We start from the raw sequence: 19,085 nt of genomic DNA, 5'->3' as shown, positions 1-19,085 counted from the left end.
CTAAATAAAATAGAATATCATTAAAAAAAGTATAACAATAAATAGTAATAACACTACTTCTAAAAATTTTGTATGCTTGAAATTCATTTTGTAATTAAATAATTTATATTTTTTTCAATAATAGAATTAAATCAAAACTAAAATTGTAATTGAATGAAGTGTAAAAGTAGTTGATAAGAAGTGCTTAGAAGTATCAAAATGGGAGTTAAAAGTATCCTTTTTCTCTTGTTTTTGGCCGTATTTATAATTACCAAATATTTTAAGATAAAAAAAGTATAACCTTCTAAACCGAAAGTTATACCTCAATTAAATTTTATTTAAAATGACTTATCTGAACTCCAAATATATTCTTATTTAAAAAGAGGTGTAAAATGTTTTAGCATATTCGGTTGGCGTTTTACCATATTTTTTACTAAAACATTTACTGAAATACTTTGGATTTTTAAATCCCAACTTATAACTTATTTCCGAAATATTAATTTTTCCTTGTTCGAGAAGTTGAGCACCTTTTTTTAATCGTATATGTTGGATAAAATCATTAGGTGTATAATCTGTCCAAGCTTTTATTTTTCGGAATAGAACCGTTCTACTCACACCTAATTCTTCAGAAAACATATTTATATCAAACAACTCATTACCAATATTTTTCTCAACTATTTCTAATGCTTTTTTATATAGTTTTTCATCTAAAGAAGATAAAACTACTTCATCTTCTTTTAAGGATTCAATTGAAGTTAACTTCGTTTTTAATCGCGTTATTGCACTCAATAAGTTTTTAATTCGTAGCTGGAATTCAACTACATTAAAAGGTTTACTAATATAATCATCCGCACCCGTTTCCAAACCTTCCAATTTATATATGAGCGAGGAACGCGAAGTCAATAGTATCAAAGGAATATGACTTGTTTTTATATCTTCTTTAATCATAGAACAAAGTTCAGTACCTGTCATTACAGGCATGACTACATCACTAACAATTAAATTTATTGGCTCTTTTTGTGCCATTTCAAAAGCCACTTTACCGTTTTCTGCTTCCAAAATATTGTAATTATCCATTAACAGATTGCGCATAAATTTGCGTAGTTGTTTGTTATCTTCAACCAATAATATGGTTGGCTTTTCTATTTGCACCACTCTATCAAGTACATCTTCTTCAAGCACTACAGGTTCAATATCTAATTGATCAACATATTGTGATAAATCATCACTAAATTTAAAATCAGGAATTATTTCCGAATCTGCTAAATGTAACCTTCCTAATAAAAGGGTTACCGAAAAAATAGATCCTATGTTATTTATGTTTTTACGTACGGTAATTCTCCCTTTGTGTAAATCCACTATATTTTTTGCAATTGACAAACCAATACCAGTTCCTTTATTATAATCATTATCGGGTTTATTATTTACAGATACTTCAAAGAATCGTTCAAAAATTTTATCTTGGTATTCTGTAGCTATTCCTACACCCGAATCTTCAATTTGTATTGTTATTTCTCCTTTATTTTGTAAAATTCTTATGCCTATTTTTCCATTTTTAGGCGTATATCGAAATGCATTTGATATTAAATTATAAAAAACACGTTCCAATTTATATCGGTCATAATAAACTAAAATTTCTTCAGCAGGTGCGTCAAAAGTATATTCATAGTTTCCATCTTTCGCATACTCTGTAAAGGATAAATATATTTCTTTTAAAAATTTTACAATATTTCCTTCTGCCGTTTCGAGCTTTATTAGATTGCTTTCTAGTTTTCTAAAATCCATTAATCTATTAATGAGTTGTAGCAAATGATTGGCACTACTTTCGATAACTCTTAATTTCTTATACATCGTACTACTTCCCTTGTAATCTTCAAGGATTTGATGTAAGGGACCTAAAATAAGTGTTAATGGAGTTCTGAACTCGTGGGATATATTGGTAAAAAATTCTAGTTTAGCCGCATTTATCTCTTTTTCTTGTTCCGATTCTATTTTCTCTAAATCTAGTTGATGTTTCAAGTTTGATTTTGACTTTAAAATATTCAGTAAAAAATATAAAGCGAAAAAAATAAGCGCACCATAAATTAAAAAAGCCCACCAAGTTCGCCAAGGTGCAGGATTAACTCTAATTTTTAATGTAGTTGCTTTACCAGTTGATACTCCGTCATTGTTTACACCTTTTACTTCAAAAACGTAATTTCCGGGATTCTGAATGGTATAAAACACCGAGTTTTGACTCGTTTCATTCCAATCTTGCTCTAATCCTCTTAATCTATATTGATAACGATTGCTACTGGTATTAATAAAGTTTGGAATAGAGAAAATAATATTAAAATTACCTTGCTCATACGAAAGTTCAATCTCTTTAGTGAAAGTTATTGTTTTAGAGAGTAATTTATTTGAGTCATGTACAGAAATTGATTTATTTTTAATTTTAAAATCAGAAATTACTACTTGAGGCGAATAGTAATTTTTAATTAACCGATTAGAATCAAAATAAACAACTCCGGAAGGGCCTCCAAAAAAGAATTTAGAATTTCCTAAATGCAGACTTGAGTTATTATTATATTGATTACTTATAAGCCCTTGTTTTTGTGTGTAGTGTGATAAAATACTTTGCTTAACTGGATTATATTTAATAATTCCCTGATTAACTGTACTTATCCAAAGGTTTCCTTTTTTATCTTCTACTATACTTCTTATCCCAATTATCCAATTTGTATTTCCAATTTTCAAATCTATTGATTTAAGACCTTTTTTATCAAGTTTATATAAGCCGTCTCCTTCAGTGCCAATCCAAATAGTTCCTTTAGAGTCCTCAAAAAGAGTATTAACACTATATCTTTTACTTACTGTTTTGTCAAAAAAAAACTTTTTAATTTTTCCCTTCGGTGTAATAACATTTAAACCTTTAATTGTACTTACCCAAATATTATTTTTAGAGTCAACCAAAATGGCTCTAATAATATTATTTAATAATCCTATGGGTTTGGTTTCATTATCAATTATCTGAAATGATTTTGTATGAATAGAATACCTAATTAATCCTTTTCCAATGGTTCCAAGTAACATATCGCCATTGTTATCTTGCTTTATAACATATACACCAATTCCACTCAAATATGATAGTAATTTTTGATGTAAAGGATTGTCTTCTATTTTTTTTGTCTTTAGATTATAAACTACAAAAGCATCTTCAAAAGTCCCTATCCACAGATTATCATCTTTACTAATGTATAACGTTTTTATATTATCGCTTTTTAAAGCAGGAGTGTTACTAGTATTGATGTAATTATACTCTTTATTTTTTGTATTTAGTACTGTAATCCCACCTCCCTCTGTTCCAAAAAATAAAAAATTTTTATACTCAGCTATAGAACTCACCACTTTAAATCCTAAACCTAAATTACCTGGTTTTTGAGTAATATTAATAAAATTAACATTTGCTTTATCCCAAAGATCAATACCTCCATTATAAGTTCCAATCCATATTGATCCTTTTTTGTCTTTAAATAAAGTTCTAATGAAATTGTCACTAATACTTTCGTTGTCATTAATATTGGTGGTAAAACTTCTTTTACTTTTAGTTCTATCCGCAATTTTAATTCCTTTATAGGTACCAATCCAAAGTTTTCCGGCATTATCAAACAATAGTTGTCTTACATTTTCATTTTTTTCTTGTAGTACTTCCCCTTTAAAGTAAGGTGTCAATTCATCTTTATTACTATTATATTCTAATACACTTTGGGTTCTGGTTCCTAATAATAAATTACCATTCGAATTTTGTATTATATCCTGAATATTCAGATTTTCGGTGCCTTTTATCGTTCTAAAAAGATACTTCCCTTCCGATATGCCCATCAATTGTTTTAACCCTTTTTTAGTGCCGATGAAAACAACGCCTTTGTTTGTTTCAAAAATGGATAGTATTTGCTCATTTTGTAAGATAGATTTAAATGAATTAGTATCCCGATGGTAAATTGATAGACCAGATGGAGTTCCTATCCACAATTCTTTATTAGATAATTCTTTTATTTTCCAAATAACATTATCTATTAGAGAAGTGGTACTATCATTACTATAATAAGAAATAAAAGTATCATCCTTGGGGTTGTATTTGTTTAAACCCAAGGCCGTTCCAATCCAAATAAACCCTTCACTATCTTGCTCTAAGGTATTGATATCGTTATTACTAATAGTTTTCGAATCATGTTTGAGATGTCTAAACACTGTAAATTCCGAACCGTCATATTTATTCAAACCATCTCTGGTACCTATCCACATTTGCCCCAAATTATCCTGAATGATCGACATTACAGAACACTGAGATAGACCTTCGGAAGTTGAAAAATGTTTAAACTTGTAGATTTCGTTTTGCGAAAAACTACTCCATGTAAATGAAAAAAGAATTAATAATACAGAAAATTTAGGCATTGTAAAGCTTTTATTAACTAATGTAAAGGGCTAGCAATGTAAAAAATATTTCTATTAAATATTAAAATTTAGTTCTTGTTTTTGCACTACCAACTAATTTAAATTGACATTCTGTCTATAAATTTAAATGGAACTTTAAACCTCCCTTTTTCGTTGTTTAAAATCATATCGGCGGCAGTTTCTCCCATTATTTTAAAATCGGTAGTCATTGTAGCGATACCCAATAATTCTTTTAATGGAGTATCATTGTAAGAAATAACACCTATATCCTCTCCCATTTGCAATCCCTTTTTACGTATCTGACTAATTAGATTAACCAAATCACCTTCTTCGATGGTAATAAATAAATCTTTTTCTTTAAACTCCATATCTTCGCATATTTCGTTTAGTATTTCAAAATCTTTTTCAAATTCTAAACAAAATTTCCTAAAACCATGTAAAATTCTTCGTGGATACGGATATATTGACTTTTCTGGATAAACCAAAGCAATTTTATTGTATTTATTAATTTTATACATGGCTTGTTTTAAAGCTTCATAAATATCGTTATCATATTCCTGATATACTGCTGTTACATCTTTATCTTCTAACAAAGGAGGCATTACATTATCTAAAATCATTAATTTATTTTTAGGAATACTTTGTATTATTTCTAATGTGGAGTCGGTAAAACTAGCATGTTGCAATTTGTCGTTTTTAAAATGCGGCATCACCACATAGTAATCGTAAACTAACTTTGCATTTTTTAAGGTGTTCACAAAAACAAATTCATCACAATGGTAAATAGCCAAGTCTATTTTTGATGTTACTCCTACTCTATTTAAAAAGGCGTTATAAATACTCATTTTGTAAGAACTCGTTTTGCTTACCAAAAAAAGAATATTCAGCTTGTGATTTGTTTCCACCTTTGCAACATAATTTCCTCTGCGTGGTATAGAAACAATAATATTACGTTCTTTTAGTATATTATATGCTTTCTCTACCGTGTCTCTCGATAAATTAAAATCTTCACTAATAGTATTGATAGATGGTAATTTATAATTTAATTCAATTTTACCAACAGAAATATTATTGGTGATTGAATCAACGATTTGTTGATACATTGGTATTCTAGATTTTTTATCAACATCTAAGTGGTGTAATAATTCCATAAGCATCAAGTATGAATTAATATTTAGAAAACTTAAGTGCAATTTAAAGGGTTATAAGAATCAAAAAGTACCAATTAGAGTATTCAAAAATCCCATATTTAAGCGTTCATTCATGAAAATGAGTGTTTTTTAAGTTTTTTTCTTACAAATAGAATTTGACAGTAAAAACGATCGATAAAAAATTAACTAAACATTAAGTGATTTTTGGTTCTGAAAAAATTATGATTATTTTTTATGATTTTTAAAATAAATTGAAAAATAAAATATAGATACTGTAATTTTTAAAGTATTGCCATTTTATTAATTTCCCTTTGAAAAATTATTTTTAAAATTTTTTTGAACAATAGCTTTTTACTAAAACCAATATATTTTTATAGAAATAGAAAATCATTACTAAAAAAACTGCTTATACTACAGTACAAAACAGGATAGATGAACTTGATGCATACTATAAATTTGCTGAAAACACAATAAAACAATTTATGGATACAGCAGTTAAAAAATTCAACCATGTGAATTACTTATGGGATAACGAAAAAGCAAATGCTTTAGGAGATGATCAAGTAGCTTTATTTTTATATCGCTCAAATATTTTAGGTGCCGACCTAAGAATTACAAACTATGGTGGTGGAAACACGAGTTGTAAAACTATCGAAAAAGACCCTTTGACCAATGCGGAAGTAGAAGTAATGTGGGTAAAAGGTTCAGGTGGTGATATTGGAACTTTAACCAGAGCAGGTATTGCAGGTTTGTATACTGAAAGATTACGTGACTTAAAAAAAGTATATGGCGGATTAGAGGATGAAGACCGTATGGTAGGCCTTTTTGACCACTGTATTTATGACTTAGATAGTAAAGCACCTTCTATCGATACACCTTTGCACGGATTATTACCATTTGCACATATTGACCACTTACACCCTGATGCTTTAATTGCGGTTGCAGCTGCTGCTGATAGCGAAAAAGTTACTAAAGAAATTTGGGGTGACACTATGGGATGGGTGCCATGGCAACGTCCTGGTTTTGACTTAGGTCTTCAATTAGAAAAATGTTTAGCTGACAATCCAGGAATTAGAGGTATAGTTTTAGGTTCTCACGGTTTGTTTACTTGGGGAGACACTTCTTATGAGTGTTACATGAACAGTTTAGAAGTTATCGAAATGGCTTCTGAATATATTGAGAAAAAAATTGCTGAAAAAGGAAGTGTTTTTGGTGGACAAAAAGTACAAAGTTTACCAAAAGAAGCGCGTCTTGAAAAAGCAGCGCAAATCATGCCTTTATTAAGAGGACTTTGTTCATCTGAAAAAAGAATGATTGGTCACTTCTCTGATAGCGATGTCGTGATGGAATACATCAATAGTAATGATTTAGAGCGTTTGGCTCCAATGGGGACTTCTTGTCCTGACCACTTCTTGAGAACTAAAATCCAACCTTTGGTATTGACTTTAGATCCAAATGAAGATTTATCTGACTCGGACGCTATTCTTAAAAAATTAGAGCCTGCTTTTGAAGCTTACAGACAAGAATATAAAAACTATTACGATACTTGCAAAAAAAGCAATAGCCCAGCGATGCGTGATCCAAACCCAGTGATTATCATTTATCCTGGTGTAGGTATGTTTAGTTTCTCAAAAGACAAACAAACCACACGTGTAGCAAGTGAATTTTACATCAACGCGATCAACGTAATGCGTGGTGCTGAAGCAATTACAGCCTACACTTCATTACCAAGACAAGAGGCTTTTGATATCGAATATTGGTTGCTAGAAGAAGCCAAATTATCTCGTATGCCAAAAGAAGCGGCTTTGTCTCGTAAAGTAGCCTTAGTTACTGGTGCAGGTGGAGGAATTGGTAAAGCGATTGCTGATAAATTAGCAGCAAATGGTGCTAATGTAGTCCTTACTGACATCAATGAACAAGCACTTATTGAAGCAAATGCTACTTACAAAAGAGACGTTTCAACCTATGCTGTTTGTGACGTAACGAATATTGAATCTATTGCATCGGCATATAAAAAAGCGGTTATTGAATTTGGAGGTGTAGACATTATTGTTCACAGTGCAGGTTTAGCAATCTCTAAATCTATCGAAGAAACGACAGATAAAGACTGGAATATTCTACAAAGTATCCTTGTAAAAGGACAATTTGATTTAGCGAAACAATTTACCGAAATCGTTCGCAAACAAGGTTTGGGTGGTGATTATATTGCTATTGCTAGTAAAAATGGTTTAGTCGCTGGTCCAAACAATGTAGCTTACGGAACTGCAAAAGCAGCGCAACAACACATGGTACGTTTATTAGCAGCTGAACTAGCAAAAGACAAAGTAAGAGTAAATACGGTCAACCCTGATGGTGTTATTGTAGGTAGTAAAATCTGGGAAGGTGCTTGGGCTGAAGGAAGGGCTAAAGCGAACGGAATTACCGTGGAAGAATTACCAGCATTCTACGCTAAAAGAAATTTATTAAACGAAATCATCACTCCAGATGATATTGCAACTGGAGTATTTGCATTAGTAGGTTTATTAGACAAATCTACCGGAAACATCATCAATGTTGATGGTGGAATGGCAAATGCTTTTGTAAGATAAGAAATTAGTCTTAAAGTTTAAAGTCGAAAGTCATAAAGTATTCTAGCTTGTCTAGTTTTGCTTTATAACTTTCGACCTTAGAATTTTCACTTTATATAAAATACAACCATGAAAATAACTACTGAACAAATTCAAGATGCTAACAAAAGTGGTCTTGATTCACATAAAGAAAATTTTGATTTCTTAGCCAATAAATTAACTAAAAACGGTCACAATGTAGAGGCTATCCTTTCTAAATTGGCTGACTTTCAAATTGCTATTCCAAGTTGGGCATTAGGTGCTGGAGGAACACGTTTTGGACGTTTTTCTTTCTACGGAGAGCCTTCTACTTTGGAACAAAAAATTGAAGATATTGGATTAATCCACTCCCTTACTCAAACTGCTGGTGCGGTATCTTTACACATTCCATGGGATGTACCGCAAGATTACAATGCTATTAAGGATATAGCTCAATCATTAGATATTAAGTTCGATGCCGTCAATTCGAATACATTCCAAGACCAAAAAGATTCTAAATACAGCTACAAATACGGTTCGCTAAGTAATATTGAAAAAGAAATAAGACAACAAGCCATCCAACATAATATTGATGTAATCAACATTGGTAACAAACTAGGGTCAAAAGCTTTAACAGTGTGGTTGGCTGATGGTTCTTGTTTTCCAGGACAAAATAACTTTCAAGCAGCTTTACAAAACACCCAAGACAGTTTAAAAGACATCTACAAAGGATTGCCTGAAGACTGGAAAATGTTAATTGAGTACAAACCATACGAGCCTAACTTCTACTCTACTGTAATTCAAGATTGGGGAACATCCTTTATGTTGGCTAACGAATGTGGTGAAAAAGCCTTATCGTTAGTAGACTTAGGACATCATTTACCAAACAGCAATATTGAGCAAATTGTTTCGATTTTAATGTTAAAAGGAAAATTAGGTGGTTTCCACTTCAACGATAGTAAATACGGTGATGACGATTTAACCGCTGGAAGTATCAAACCTTATGCTTTATTCTTAATTTTTAAAGAATTGGTATACGGAATGGCTAACAACCCTCAAAATCCAGACTTAGCTTGGATGATTGATGCGAGTCATAACGTAAAAGATCCTTTGGAAGATTTAATCCAATCATTAGAAGCAATTCAAGAAGCTTTTGCAAAAGCCTTATTGGTAGATCAAGCAGCTTTAGAAGCAGCACAACAAGAGCACGATGTAGTAAAATGCCAAGAAATTTTGCAAGGAGCCTATAGAACAGACGTGAGACCTTTGCTGGAAAAAGCAAGATTGAACAGAGGTGGCGTTATTAGTCCAATCCAAGCTTTCCGTTCATTAGATGTAAGAAATGAATTAATCAAAGAAAGAGGCCGTAATTCAGTAGCAACAGGTCTTTAATTTTAAAGCTTTTTTTATAAGACCATTCCTTTTTCATTTATTGAAATTTGGAATTTAATTTTTGGAATTTATTTAATAAATATGAAACAAAAAGTAACCGCCGTTTTTGATATTGGAAAAACCAATAAAAAATTCTTTCTCTTTGATAAAGACTTCAAAGAAGTGTATCGTGAGTACATTAAATTTGAGGAAATTAAAGACGAAGATGGTTATCCTACCGAAGACATCGTCGCTTTACATAATTGGCTTAAAGAATTATTTCATAGAATTTTAGAGGCACAAGAATATGATGTTAAAGCCATCAATTTTTCTACCTATGGCGCTAGTTTTGTTCATTTGGACGAAAATGGCGAATTAGTAACTCCTCTTTACAATTATACTAAACCCATGGACGAGGCGTTAATTGCCTCTTTCTATGAAAAATACGGGCCTGAATTAGAATTTTCAGCCCAAACGGGTTCTACTAATTCGGGTATGTTAAACTCAGGCATGCAATTATATTGGTTAAAACACTCCAAGCCTGAAGTGTTCAAAAGAATCAAATACTCTTTGCACTTGCCACAATATATGAGTTATATCTTTACTGGAATCCCGTTGAGCGAATATACCAGTATAGGTTGTCATACGGCGCTTTGGGATTATGAAAAGAAAGATTATCACAGTTGGGTGTACGAAGAAGAAATTCACAAAATCCTCCCTCCCATTGTTTCTACCGAGACGAGTATCAATATGAACTATAACGGAAAAAGAATCAAAATTGGGGTGGGAATTCACGATAGTTCATCTGCTCTATTACCATATGTGCGTAGTTCCAAAGAACCTTTTATTTTGGTTTCTACAGGAACTTGGAGTGTTTCTATGAATCCTTTTTCAGATAAAACATTAACAGAAAAGGACATTCAAGACGATTGTATCAATTATATGCGAATTAATGGTAAACCCGTAAAATCAGCTCGATTGTTATTAGGTAATGAATACACTCATCAAGTACATGCCTTAGCGGATCATTTTGGTTTAGCACATGATTACCATAAAAAAGTGGTTTTTGATTCTGAAATATACCACCGTATTAAAAAGGATTTTAAATATTATTTTAGATGGAACGCTATTGAAGATGCTAATATGCCTGCAAAAACCGAAATTATTTATGATAATTTCACAGAGGCCTACCATCAATTAATGATTGAATTGGTTCTTTTACAAGTACAAAGCATTAAAAGAGCAGCAGGAGGTCTTAAAATCACCAAACTTTTTGTAGATGGAGGCTTTAGCGACAATGATGTATTTATCAAGTTACTATCCCATTATCTTAGAGATATGGTGCTTCGCTCTACCAATTCTTCTTTAGGTTCGGCTCTTGGAGCTGCCATTTCCATTTCAGACACCAAATTGAACTCTAAGTTTTTGAAAGAAAATTATTCACTTAAAAAACACGTTCCTTTTATAATCAACTAAAAAAGCTATTATGGCATCACAATTAGACTCGAGATACCCTTCCATAGACGACTTAAGAAAACAAGCGCAAAAAAAGATACCAAGATTTGCTTTTGAGTATCTTGACGGAGGTTGTAACGAAGATGTTAATTTACATAGAAATACTTCGGAATTAAGAGAAGTACAACTAAAACCAAATTACCTTAGAGACCATCAAGGTTCTAGTATGAAAACCAAGTTATTTGGCATTGAATACGATGCGCCTTTTGGTGTAGCTCCTGTTGGACTACAAGGATTAATGTGGCCTAATGCTACTGAAATTTTAGCAAAAGCTGCCTTTGATCACAATGTTCCATTTATCTTAAGTACGGTAACTACCAGTAATATCGAACGCGTTAGTGAGATTACCCAAGGAAAATCATGGTTCCAATTGTACCATCCTGCTAAGGATGAACTAAGAGATGATTTAATCAAAAGAGCCGCTGCAGCCGAATGTCCAGTTCTGGTGATCCTTTGTGATGTACCTACTTTTGGATTCAGACCCAGAGATGTTCGTAACGGTTTAGCAATGCCTCCTAAAATGTCGGTTGCTAATATTTTACAGGTAATGGGCAAACCAGAATGGGCGATGCAAACTTTAATTCACGGTCAACCTGGTTTCGCAAACTTACTACCCTATATGCCTAAAGGTTTGGATTTAAAACAATTGGGGAAATTCATGAACGATACTTTTTCTGGACGTTTGAACGAGGCTAAAATAAAGCCTATCAGAGACATGTGGAAAGGAAAGTTAGTACTTAAAGGTGTCGCATCTGAAGAAGATATCGAAGAAGCGATTCGTTTAGGAATTGATGGAATTATAGTTTCCAACCACGGTGGTCGTCAATTAGACGCTGGAGAATCAGCAATAAACTCATTAAAAAGATTGGTAGCCAAATACGGCGACCAAATCGAAATCATGATGGACAGTGGGGTACGCTCTGGACCAGATGTAGCACGAGCAATGGCGTGTGGCGCGAAGTTTACCTTTATGGGACGCTCATTTATGTACGGAGTAGCTGCCCTTGGTAAAAAAGGAGGCGATCACACAATGACATTATTAAAAACAGAATTACAACAAGTAATGGAGCAATTAAATTGTGCAACTGTTGAAGATTTCTCAAACCATTTAATCAAATAATTACTCCAAATACTATAATTTAACCCTAAAAAAACAAAAATATGCAAGCATTATTAGGTCTTCTTTATCATACCATCGGGGGAATTTCATCCGGAAGTTTTTACATGCCTTTCAAAAGAGTAAAAGGATGGGCTTGGGAAAGTTACTGGATTGTAGGCGGATTATTCTCTTGGTTGATTGTTCCTCCATTGGCAGCTTACTTAACGGTTCCTAATTTTATGGAAATCATCTCGGAAACTGTTTTTTCTGTAAAAGCTTTTACCTATTCTATGGGAGTAATCTGGGGAATTGGGGGGTTGACCTATGGGTTGGGCGTTCGCTACTTAGGAATGTCGTTAGGTAACTCTATTGTATTAGGGTTCTGTTCGGCTTTTGGTGCATTGGTACCTCCTATTTATTACAATTTTAATCCTACTGAGGGCAAAGTTACTTTTTCGGATATGCTTGCTAGTCCAGGGGGACAATTAGTTTTACTGGGCGTTTTTGTTTGTCTTTTAGGTATTGCTTTCTCTGGGAAGGCTGGAATGATGAAAGAAAAAGATTTAGCAGGAGGAGAATTAGACAAACAAGAATTTGATTTAGTAAAAGGTTTAATAATTGCTATCATCTCAGGTATTTTAAGTTCATTTTTCAATTTCGGAATAGAGGCGGGAAAACCAATGGCAGACGTAGCAGTAGAACAAGGGTTCAATCCATTATTTCAAAACAATGTAACGTATGTTGTCTTACTTTGGGGTGGATTGACAACTAATTTTATTTGGTGTTTGTATCTAAATTTCAAGAACGGAACATTCGGCGATTATACTAATGAAAATACCCCAATTCTTAGAAATGTGTTGTTATCTGCTCTCGCGGGAACCATGTGGTATTTGCAATTCTTTTTCTATGGAATGGGAGAAAGTAAATTAGGAAACGGAGCTAGTTCATGGATTGCACATATGGCAACCATTATCTTAACAGCAAATATTTGGGGATTAATCTTAAAAGAATGGAAGGGTGTGTCTCCTAAAACGTTCCGTACCTTTTTATACGGAATTGCTTTAATTCTGCTTTCTATTGTTTTGGTAGGTATCGGAAATTCGATCTAAAAATATCTTTCAGTAAATCATAGAATCGATTTATTGAAATCAAAATAAATTAATTTGTTTTCGAAAAAAAGCAGTTGCTGTTAATATTATTAACGGTGATTGCTTTTTTGTTTTTATAATACAGGTATAATACTGAAAAATGGTTGTAAAAATCTTTGAAAGCCTTTATCTGTATGGTATAACGAGAAGTTTTATACTTAAAAAAACATACCCTTTCTGTACGAGTAGTGCTGTTCAGCAAATGATAGTAAATATTGAGAACCCCAATAGTATCTCGAGCACGTACAATGTGACAAAAAATTCAAATGCATTTATATATCTCATTCTCAATCAATGAATCCGCATTTGGATTTTGTTATTTTTCCCGCTGATTATGCAGATTTCAAAGATTTAATGCAAAAAAATAATTAAAGAATTCCGTTTTATTCGTGTTATCCTTGCGCCAATACTTAATCCAAGTTAACCTAAAACATAGCATCCAAAAATTATAAGCAGTATATAAACACAAAAAAACTGCTAGAATACACAGCCTAGCAGTTTTTTTTAAATAATTAGGAAACGATTATAATGTACCTATATTTTACTTTTTCTTTCCAATCACCACATACATACGGCAATCTTTTGGTGCATCACCTTCAGTATTTCCAGCCATAATAATGCTTTCTCCCGCTTTGGCAGTACGTTTAAATAAGGACATTTTTACACCAGCTAAATCAATATCGTCACCTGTATCTACGTATTCTTTTTTCAGGAATTCAGGTCTTGACACGCGGTCATCATGCCCTACATAAATTTCCATATCCACCCCAGCGACAAATTGCAATTGATCACGAGCCCAATATCTTTTGTCTGAATCAGGGGTTCTAACATATTCTGCTCCTCTTAAATAACTTGGGATTACGGTGTAATTGTATTCTAAGTCGGTATAGGCCTTTTTACCCCAATCCATTGTGGTTCGCAACATTGCTTTTGCATCCCCTGTGTAACTAAACTTAGTAAACAACTTACTTGTATTGTTTTCGGCTGGATCATAGACTGGCATTGCTGGCGTGTGCACGGGCATAGGCTCTTCTTTTGGAACATTTTTATATACCTGAGGCATCTCTAATGTCAAACCATTTTTTATATCCACAGGCAGAGACTTCAAAACAATTGTTGCTGGTTTTAAGCCTTTTCTTGTTGCAGTAATAGTTACTTTACCAGCTTTTAATAAGGAACGAACCGCTACACGATTGATCCCACATTCTGTATCTAAATACAGGTTGTTGGTACTATTGGCTTTGCCACTATTGTATCCACCACGCCAGATGGCAGGACCTGAAATGGTAAAATCAACACGGGCAGCATCTAGCGGACAACGGTTTCCGTCTTTGTCAACCACTTCAAAATCCACCAAAGTAATATCTGAACCATCTGCTTTCCATCCTTCTGGACCGGTAATCGGAGTTAACTTGATGGCTACTGGCTCACCAACTGTCTTTTTCGTTTGTGTTACCAATACTTTATTATCTACATAACCCTCAACTTTAATTTCACCCGCTTCCCAAGCCACAGCTGGAAATTGGTACACATACCCATTTTCAGCTGTATCATCCGTTCCAATCAATTTACCATTGATGTACATTTTAACAGCAGCACAATTGGAAATCACATACATATCTTTCTTTGTTCCTTGGGTATAATTCCAATGCCCAATTAGGTGCACTTGAGGTTCTGGTCTCCACATGGCTTTTAAGGCATAAAATGCTTCTTTAGGCAAACGAACACCATCCACTTCTCCACTAGCTCTGGTTACCTCAGTAGGATTTCGCCCTCCGTGTGGCCCATCAGAAAAAACCCAATTGGCACCACCAGAATGATACACTTTTTTTCCCATTTTATTCCACCAATGGTCTGCTTGACGCACCGCAAATTCCTCTGAACCTATTTGGTAGGTGTTTTTATATAAATTAGGATTGTTCCAAAAATTATCGTCTGGCGACTCTTTATCCCAAATACGTCTAGGCGCTTCATCACGCATGTATTCACTTTCGATAATGGGTAAACTAGCAAATTCTCTTTGCCAACCTTCGGTACCTACTTCGATAGTCAAGTATTTTTCGGATTCTATTTTTAAATCAGAACGTCTGTTCCCTATCAACCTTTTGCCTTTAGGGTCATACGTATTAACAATGTCTAGAATTTCTTGGTAATGTTTTTCGGTTTCGGCCCAGTTACCGCCTTCCCAAATAAAAATAGAAGGATTATTACGGAACTTAACCACCATATCTCTAAAAGCGGCAATACGAATATCCCAAGTTTCACCTTCGTCTTGTGATTCTCCTGAAACTCCTGGCATCAAGGTTACAAAACCATATTTATCTCCCATATCTACCTCTGATTGAGAGGCAGCACAATGTCCCCAACGAATGAAATTACCACCCGCTTCGTCCATTAATTTATAGGTAAAATCACGTAACCAATCTGGCAAAGCAGCTCCTAAACCCGCCCAAGTATTGGTTGGTTTTTGACCCCATCCGTGTAGTTTAGCATATTCGCCATTGTTATGAAAACCCGAATCTTTATTGAATTCAAAACTTCTGATTCCCAATGGAGTTTCGTACTTATCTATTACTTTTTTACCTTCTTTCAAAACCGTCAAGACCTTGTACATATACGGCTTACGTGTGTACCAAAGCTGAGGATTCAGCACTTTGGCTGTAGAGGAAAAAACAAACTTTTCACCTGCTTTAAGGTTTCTGGATGAGGCTGAAGTACTCACTACTTTGCCGTTAGCATCAATAATTTTAGTTTCACAAATAATTTCTTTTCTAGAATTATATTCGTTTTTTACTTCGGCTGTAACGGTAACATCTGCACTTTTTTCACTTATATTTTCAGCATACACATAAGTTCCTACCGTTTTCATGTTGTCGTACAAAGGCAGGGTCACATGAGCCAAATCAGTGGTGTGCAGAAAAACATTGCGATAAATTCCGCCATGTGTTGGATGCCAGTGTTCATGGTTCCAAACTAAAGGATCGTTGTCTCTAAAATTATCGCTTTTACGGTCATTATTCACTTTAACAGCAATCACATTATCCGCACCTCCATATTTAATATATTGGCTAATATCATATCCAAATGCGATAAAACCGGTTCGGTTCGTACCAATGTAAGTTCCGTTGATATAAACATCTGCAATTTGGCGTACACCTTCAAATTCGATAAAGACTTTTTTCCCTTTATCGGCAACAGGTAATTTAAAATGCTTGCGATACCAAACCGTTCCTCTCCATTGGTTTTTCTCTCCATGATGACCTCCCAAACTCAAATCATCAAAAGTATCCACATCATTAAAAGTATGGGGACAACTCACGGTACTCCATGACGAATCATCAAAGTTTAGCTCTTGCGCATTTTTGGGATTTTCTTTAATAAACTTCCAATCGGGATTAAAATTATACTTTGTACGGTTTCCTTTGGAAGCCTCTTTAAAATTTTGACTATTCGCCGAAAGGCTTATCAAAATAAAAGCGGAAATCGTCCATAAAAATAGGTGTCTTAAACTAGTTAAACTTTTTATATTCATTATTAATTTCTTTTAAAAAACTATGGCTATTATTAAACGCTAAAAATACAAAAGAGAAAAAATCAGCCTGTCCTGTGTTGTGCTGTAATCCTTTCTTTAAAGTACTTTTTTACTGAAATTAAAATTGCAACATAAAAGACACACACTTACCTGCTTCGTTACCATCTGGTAACTTTAGATTGAGAACAGACTGATTATTTTCAATTACCAATTGCTCGTTTTTGTATTTTTTATCGAAAGACACACGAATAGTTGTCAACTTATGCGTTGGGTCACTGACCGTTACTTTCAATCCGCTATTTTGTTTTTCAATCAATAACAAACAAGGCTCGCTCACTGAAATTCCGCCAAACAAATCCACCTTACCTGCTTCATAAAAAACAATACCTGCTAGACTTCCATCTTTACGACTAACGATTTGTTGGCTTTTCGCATTCTTAATTTCGAATAAAGGCTTTTTTTCTAATTGAATTAATTGTTGCTGCGTCGCATTAGGAACCAAAATATATTGGTAGTCTGCATCTTTTGGTTTGGTTCCATGATTGAGATATACATTAAAGATATCCGCTTTTACAGTTTCGTCTTTGTAACGTTGCGCCACATTGTGCCAAGAACCAGAAACAGTATCAGCAACCAAACTGACATTACCACCCGAAGGAAAAAGATAACCTACTTTATCGTGCAAAATCCAGCTAGGATTGGTAAAATCCTGTTTACCTGTGGCTTTTTGTATGTTGCTTTTGTTTTTTATTATAATTGCTCCATTGCGATATACTTGATTGATTCCTGTAGTCACATTAAAAGGCGTATCAGCTATTATACCATTTCCTAAACACACAATTTGGTTGTCAAACATAAACCATGCTTTGTTGGCCTTTAAACCGCCACGATTGTATTGCAAAACCGCAAGTCCATTAGTTCCATCCTTAACGCCGCCAACAAAATCACCTTCAATTTTATAACCCCAAGCATTGGATACAGGAATAGGAGCATCATCCTGAATAATCGTTGTCCCTGGTAGTTTTTTCCAATCCCAAAAAGGAAAAATATCCAAGTATTCATTGTCTGATTGGTACAATAAAGTCATTCCGCTTCCCAAATGATAGCCTAACATGTTTTCAAAATTCACTGTTTCATAACCATTCACACGGCTTGAAGACATTTTGAGCGTAAACAAATAATTGGGAGTTCGAGAAATATGAAAATCCGAATTCCAAAAATGTTTATTCCCCGACAAACTTTTATAATCTTGTGCTTTATTATAAGCGGATGCAAACTCAGGATCTAATTTTTCTAATTGTTTAAATTTTTTCAAAATGGCATTTTGCTTTTTAGCCAATTCGCCTTGGAACAATTGCCTACCGCTACCTCCAATATCAAAGTTTTTTTTCCATAAAAACCACTGGGTTCCATCAAGAGCAAATTCCCGAATAATGGCTACTTTTTCTTCATCAAAAGCAAAAGGCGTCTGGCGCAAAACAGCAATCCACTGAATCATATCACCTAAATACGATAAACCATAATTCCCTTGTTGCAACATGGCGCCATGCTCATGAAAACTATTATCGGGCTGAATTCCTAAACCTGTTGATACTTTCAGTTCACCTTGAATTGCTTTTGATGCAATATTTACGCTATCAACGTTTCGAACTAACAAAGATTTATACAAAACATTACCTGCCAACCAGACTTTGTTTTGTCCTCCCATACCAATCTTGGCTTTATTCAAGATTTTTACACCAGTTTGCAGCTGCTTGTCTGAAAGTTTATCTTCCATAACAATCAAAATAGGAGCCAATTGTTGCGGAATTCCAATTTGAGGATACCACCAGTTAGGACTCACAAAATCATTTGCCAACCAATAATCTAAAGCATGATGAATTTTAGCTAACAACTCTGGACTTTGATAATAATTTGAACCCTCTTTCAAATAAGCTTTAGACAAACGATTTAAATTCAAAAGGTGTAATAAAACTGGCCAATGCCCTCTTTGTTGGCTACTATAATCAATGCCTGGCCAAGCTCCTTTTGCATCTAAGCTTGCAAGTAAATGTTCCATATCGGAAGTGAAAACAGCGTCTTCTAAATAATTCTCTTTTATATTTTCAAGGAGTTGCTGCAATTCCTGTGGATACACTTTTTTCGATTGAGAAAAACTTGTAATTGAGAATATCAGGAATACTAGAAGCCACTGGATTTTTTTCATCTATTTCTTTTTTTTTTTTATAAAAGTAAAAAAGGAATCTAAAACGGATTCCTTTTTCAAACTAA

The 19,085-nt window shown here is 33.7% G+C and carries 9 protein-coding genes; 5 read left to right on the top strand and 4 right to left on the bottom strand.

The genetic code is table 11. The features are described 5' to 3' along the window. Positions 1-354 precede the first annotated feature (354 nt). On the bottom strand, positions 355-4,413 hold the full coding sequence (locus GXM17_RS00960) for a two-component regulator propeller domain-containing protein (RefSeq protein WP_163397420.1): 4,059 nt from the start codon (positions 4,411-4,413) through the stop codon (positions 355-357). 98 nt (positions 4,414-4,511) lie between these two features. Next, positions 4,512-5,564, bottom strand: a complete 1,053-nt coding sequence (locus tag GXM17_RS00955; RefSeq protein ID WP_163397419.1) for a GntR family transcriptional regulator — start codon at positions 5,562-5,564, stop codon at positions 4,512-4,514. A gap of 482 nt (positions 5,565-6,046) precedes the next feature. Between GXM17_RS00955 and GXM17_RS00950 the strand changes: the two genes are divergently transcribed. The 5 genes from GXM17_RS00950 (at position 6,047) to rhaT (ending at position 13,243) form a co-directional block, all read left to right on the top strand. Further along, positions 6,047-8,152 (top strand): bifunctional aldolase/short-chain dehydrogenase, encoded by a 2,106-nt coding sequence (locus GXM17_RS00950; protein ID WP_163397418.1) that lies wholly within the window; start codon positions 6,047-6,049, stop codon positions 8,150-8,152. A 108-nt stretch (positions 8,153-8,260) separates the two neighbouring features. Further along, complete coding sequence (locus GXM17_RS00945; protein ID WP_163397417.1) at positions 8,261-9,541, top strand: sugar isomerase; 1,281 nt, start codon at positions 8,261-8,263, stop codon at positions 9,539-9,541. An 81-nt stretch (positions 9,542-9,622) separates the two neighbouring features. Beyond that, positions 9,623-10,996, top strand: a complete 1,374-nt coding sequence (locus GXM17_RS00940) for an FGGY-family carbohydrate kinase (protein ID WP_163397416.1) — start codon at positions 9,623-9,625, stop codon at positions 10,994-10,996. A gap of 10 nt (positions 10,997-11,006) precedes the next feature. Then, on the top strand, positions 11,007-12,155 hold the full coding sequence (locus tag GXM17_RS00935) for an alpha-hydroxy acid oxidase (RefSeq protein ID WP_163397415.1): 1,149 nt from the start codon (positions 11,007-11,009) through the stop codon (positions 12,153-12,155). Positions 12,156-12,196: 41 nt separating this feature from the next. Next, on the top strand, positions 12,197-13,243 hold the full coding sequence (gene rhaT, locus GXM17_RS00930; RefSeq protein WP_163397414.1) for an L-rhamnose/proton symporter RhaT: 1,047 nt from the start codon (positions 12,197-12,199) through the stop codon (positions 13,241-13,243). A gap of 580 nt (positions 13,244-13,823) precedes the next feature. On the opposite strand, the gene GXM17_RS00925 is transcribed toward rhaT, so the two are convergent. Together GXM17_RS00925 and GXM17_RS00920 are read right to left on the bottom strand one after the other, a co-directional pair. After that, positions 13,824-16,814: a glycoside hydrolase family 2 protein gene (locus tag GXM17_RS00925; protein WP_163397413.1), complete on the bottom strand. Its 2,991-nt coding sequence runs from the start codon at positions 16,812-16,814 to the stop codon at positions 13,824-13,826. A 118-nt stretch (positions 16,815-16,932) separates the two neighbouring features. After that, the gene (locus GXM17_RS00920) at positions 16,933-19,020 is read right to left on the bottom strand and encodes a polysaccharide lyase family 8 super-sandwich domain-containing protein (protein ID WP_163397412.1); all 2,088 of its coding nucleotides are present in this window, start codon (positions 19,018-19,020) and stop codon (positions 16,933-16,935) included. Positions 19,021-19,085: the final 65 nt, after the last annotated feature.

This window comes from Flavobacterium fluviatile, assembly GCF_010645065.1.
GTDB lineage: Bacteria > Bacteroidota > Bacteroidia > Flavobacteriales > Flavobacteriaceae > Flavobacterium > Flavobacterium fluviatile.
This window is presented reverse-complemented; position numbering and strand designations above follow the sequence as displayed.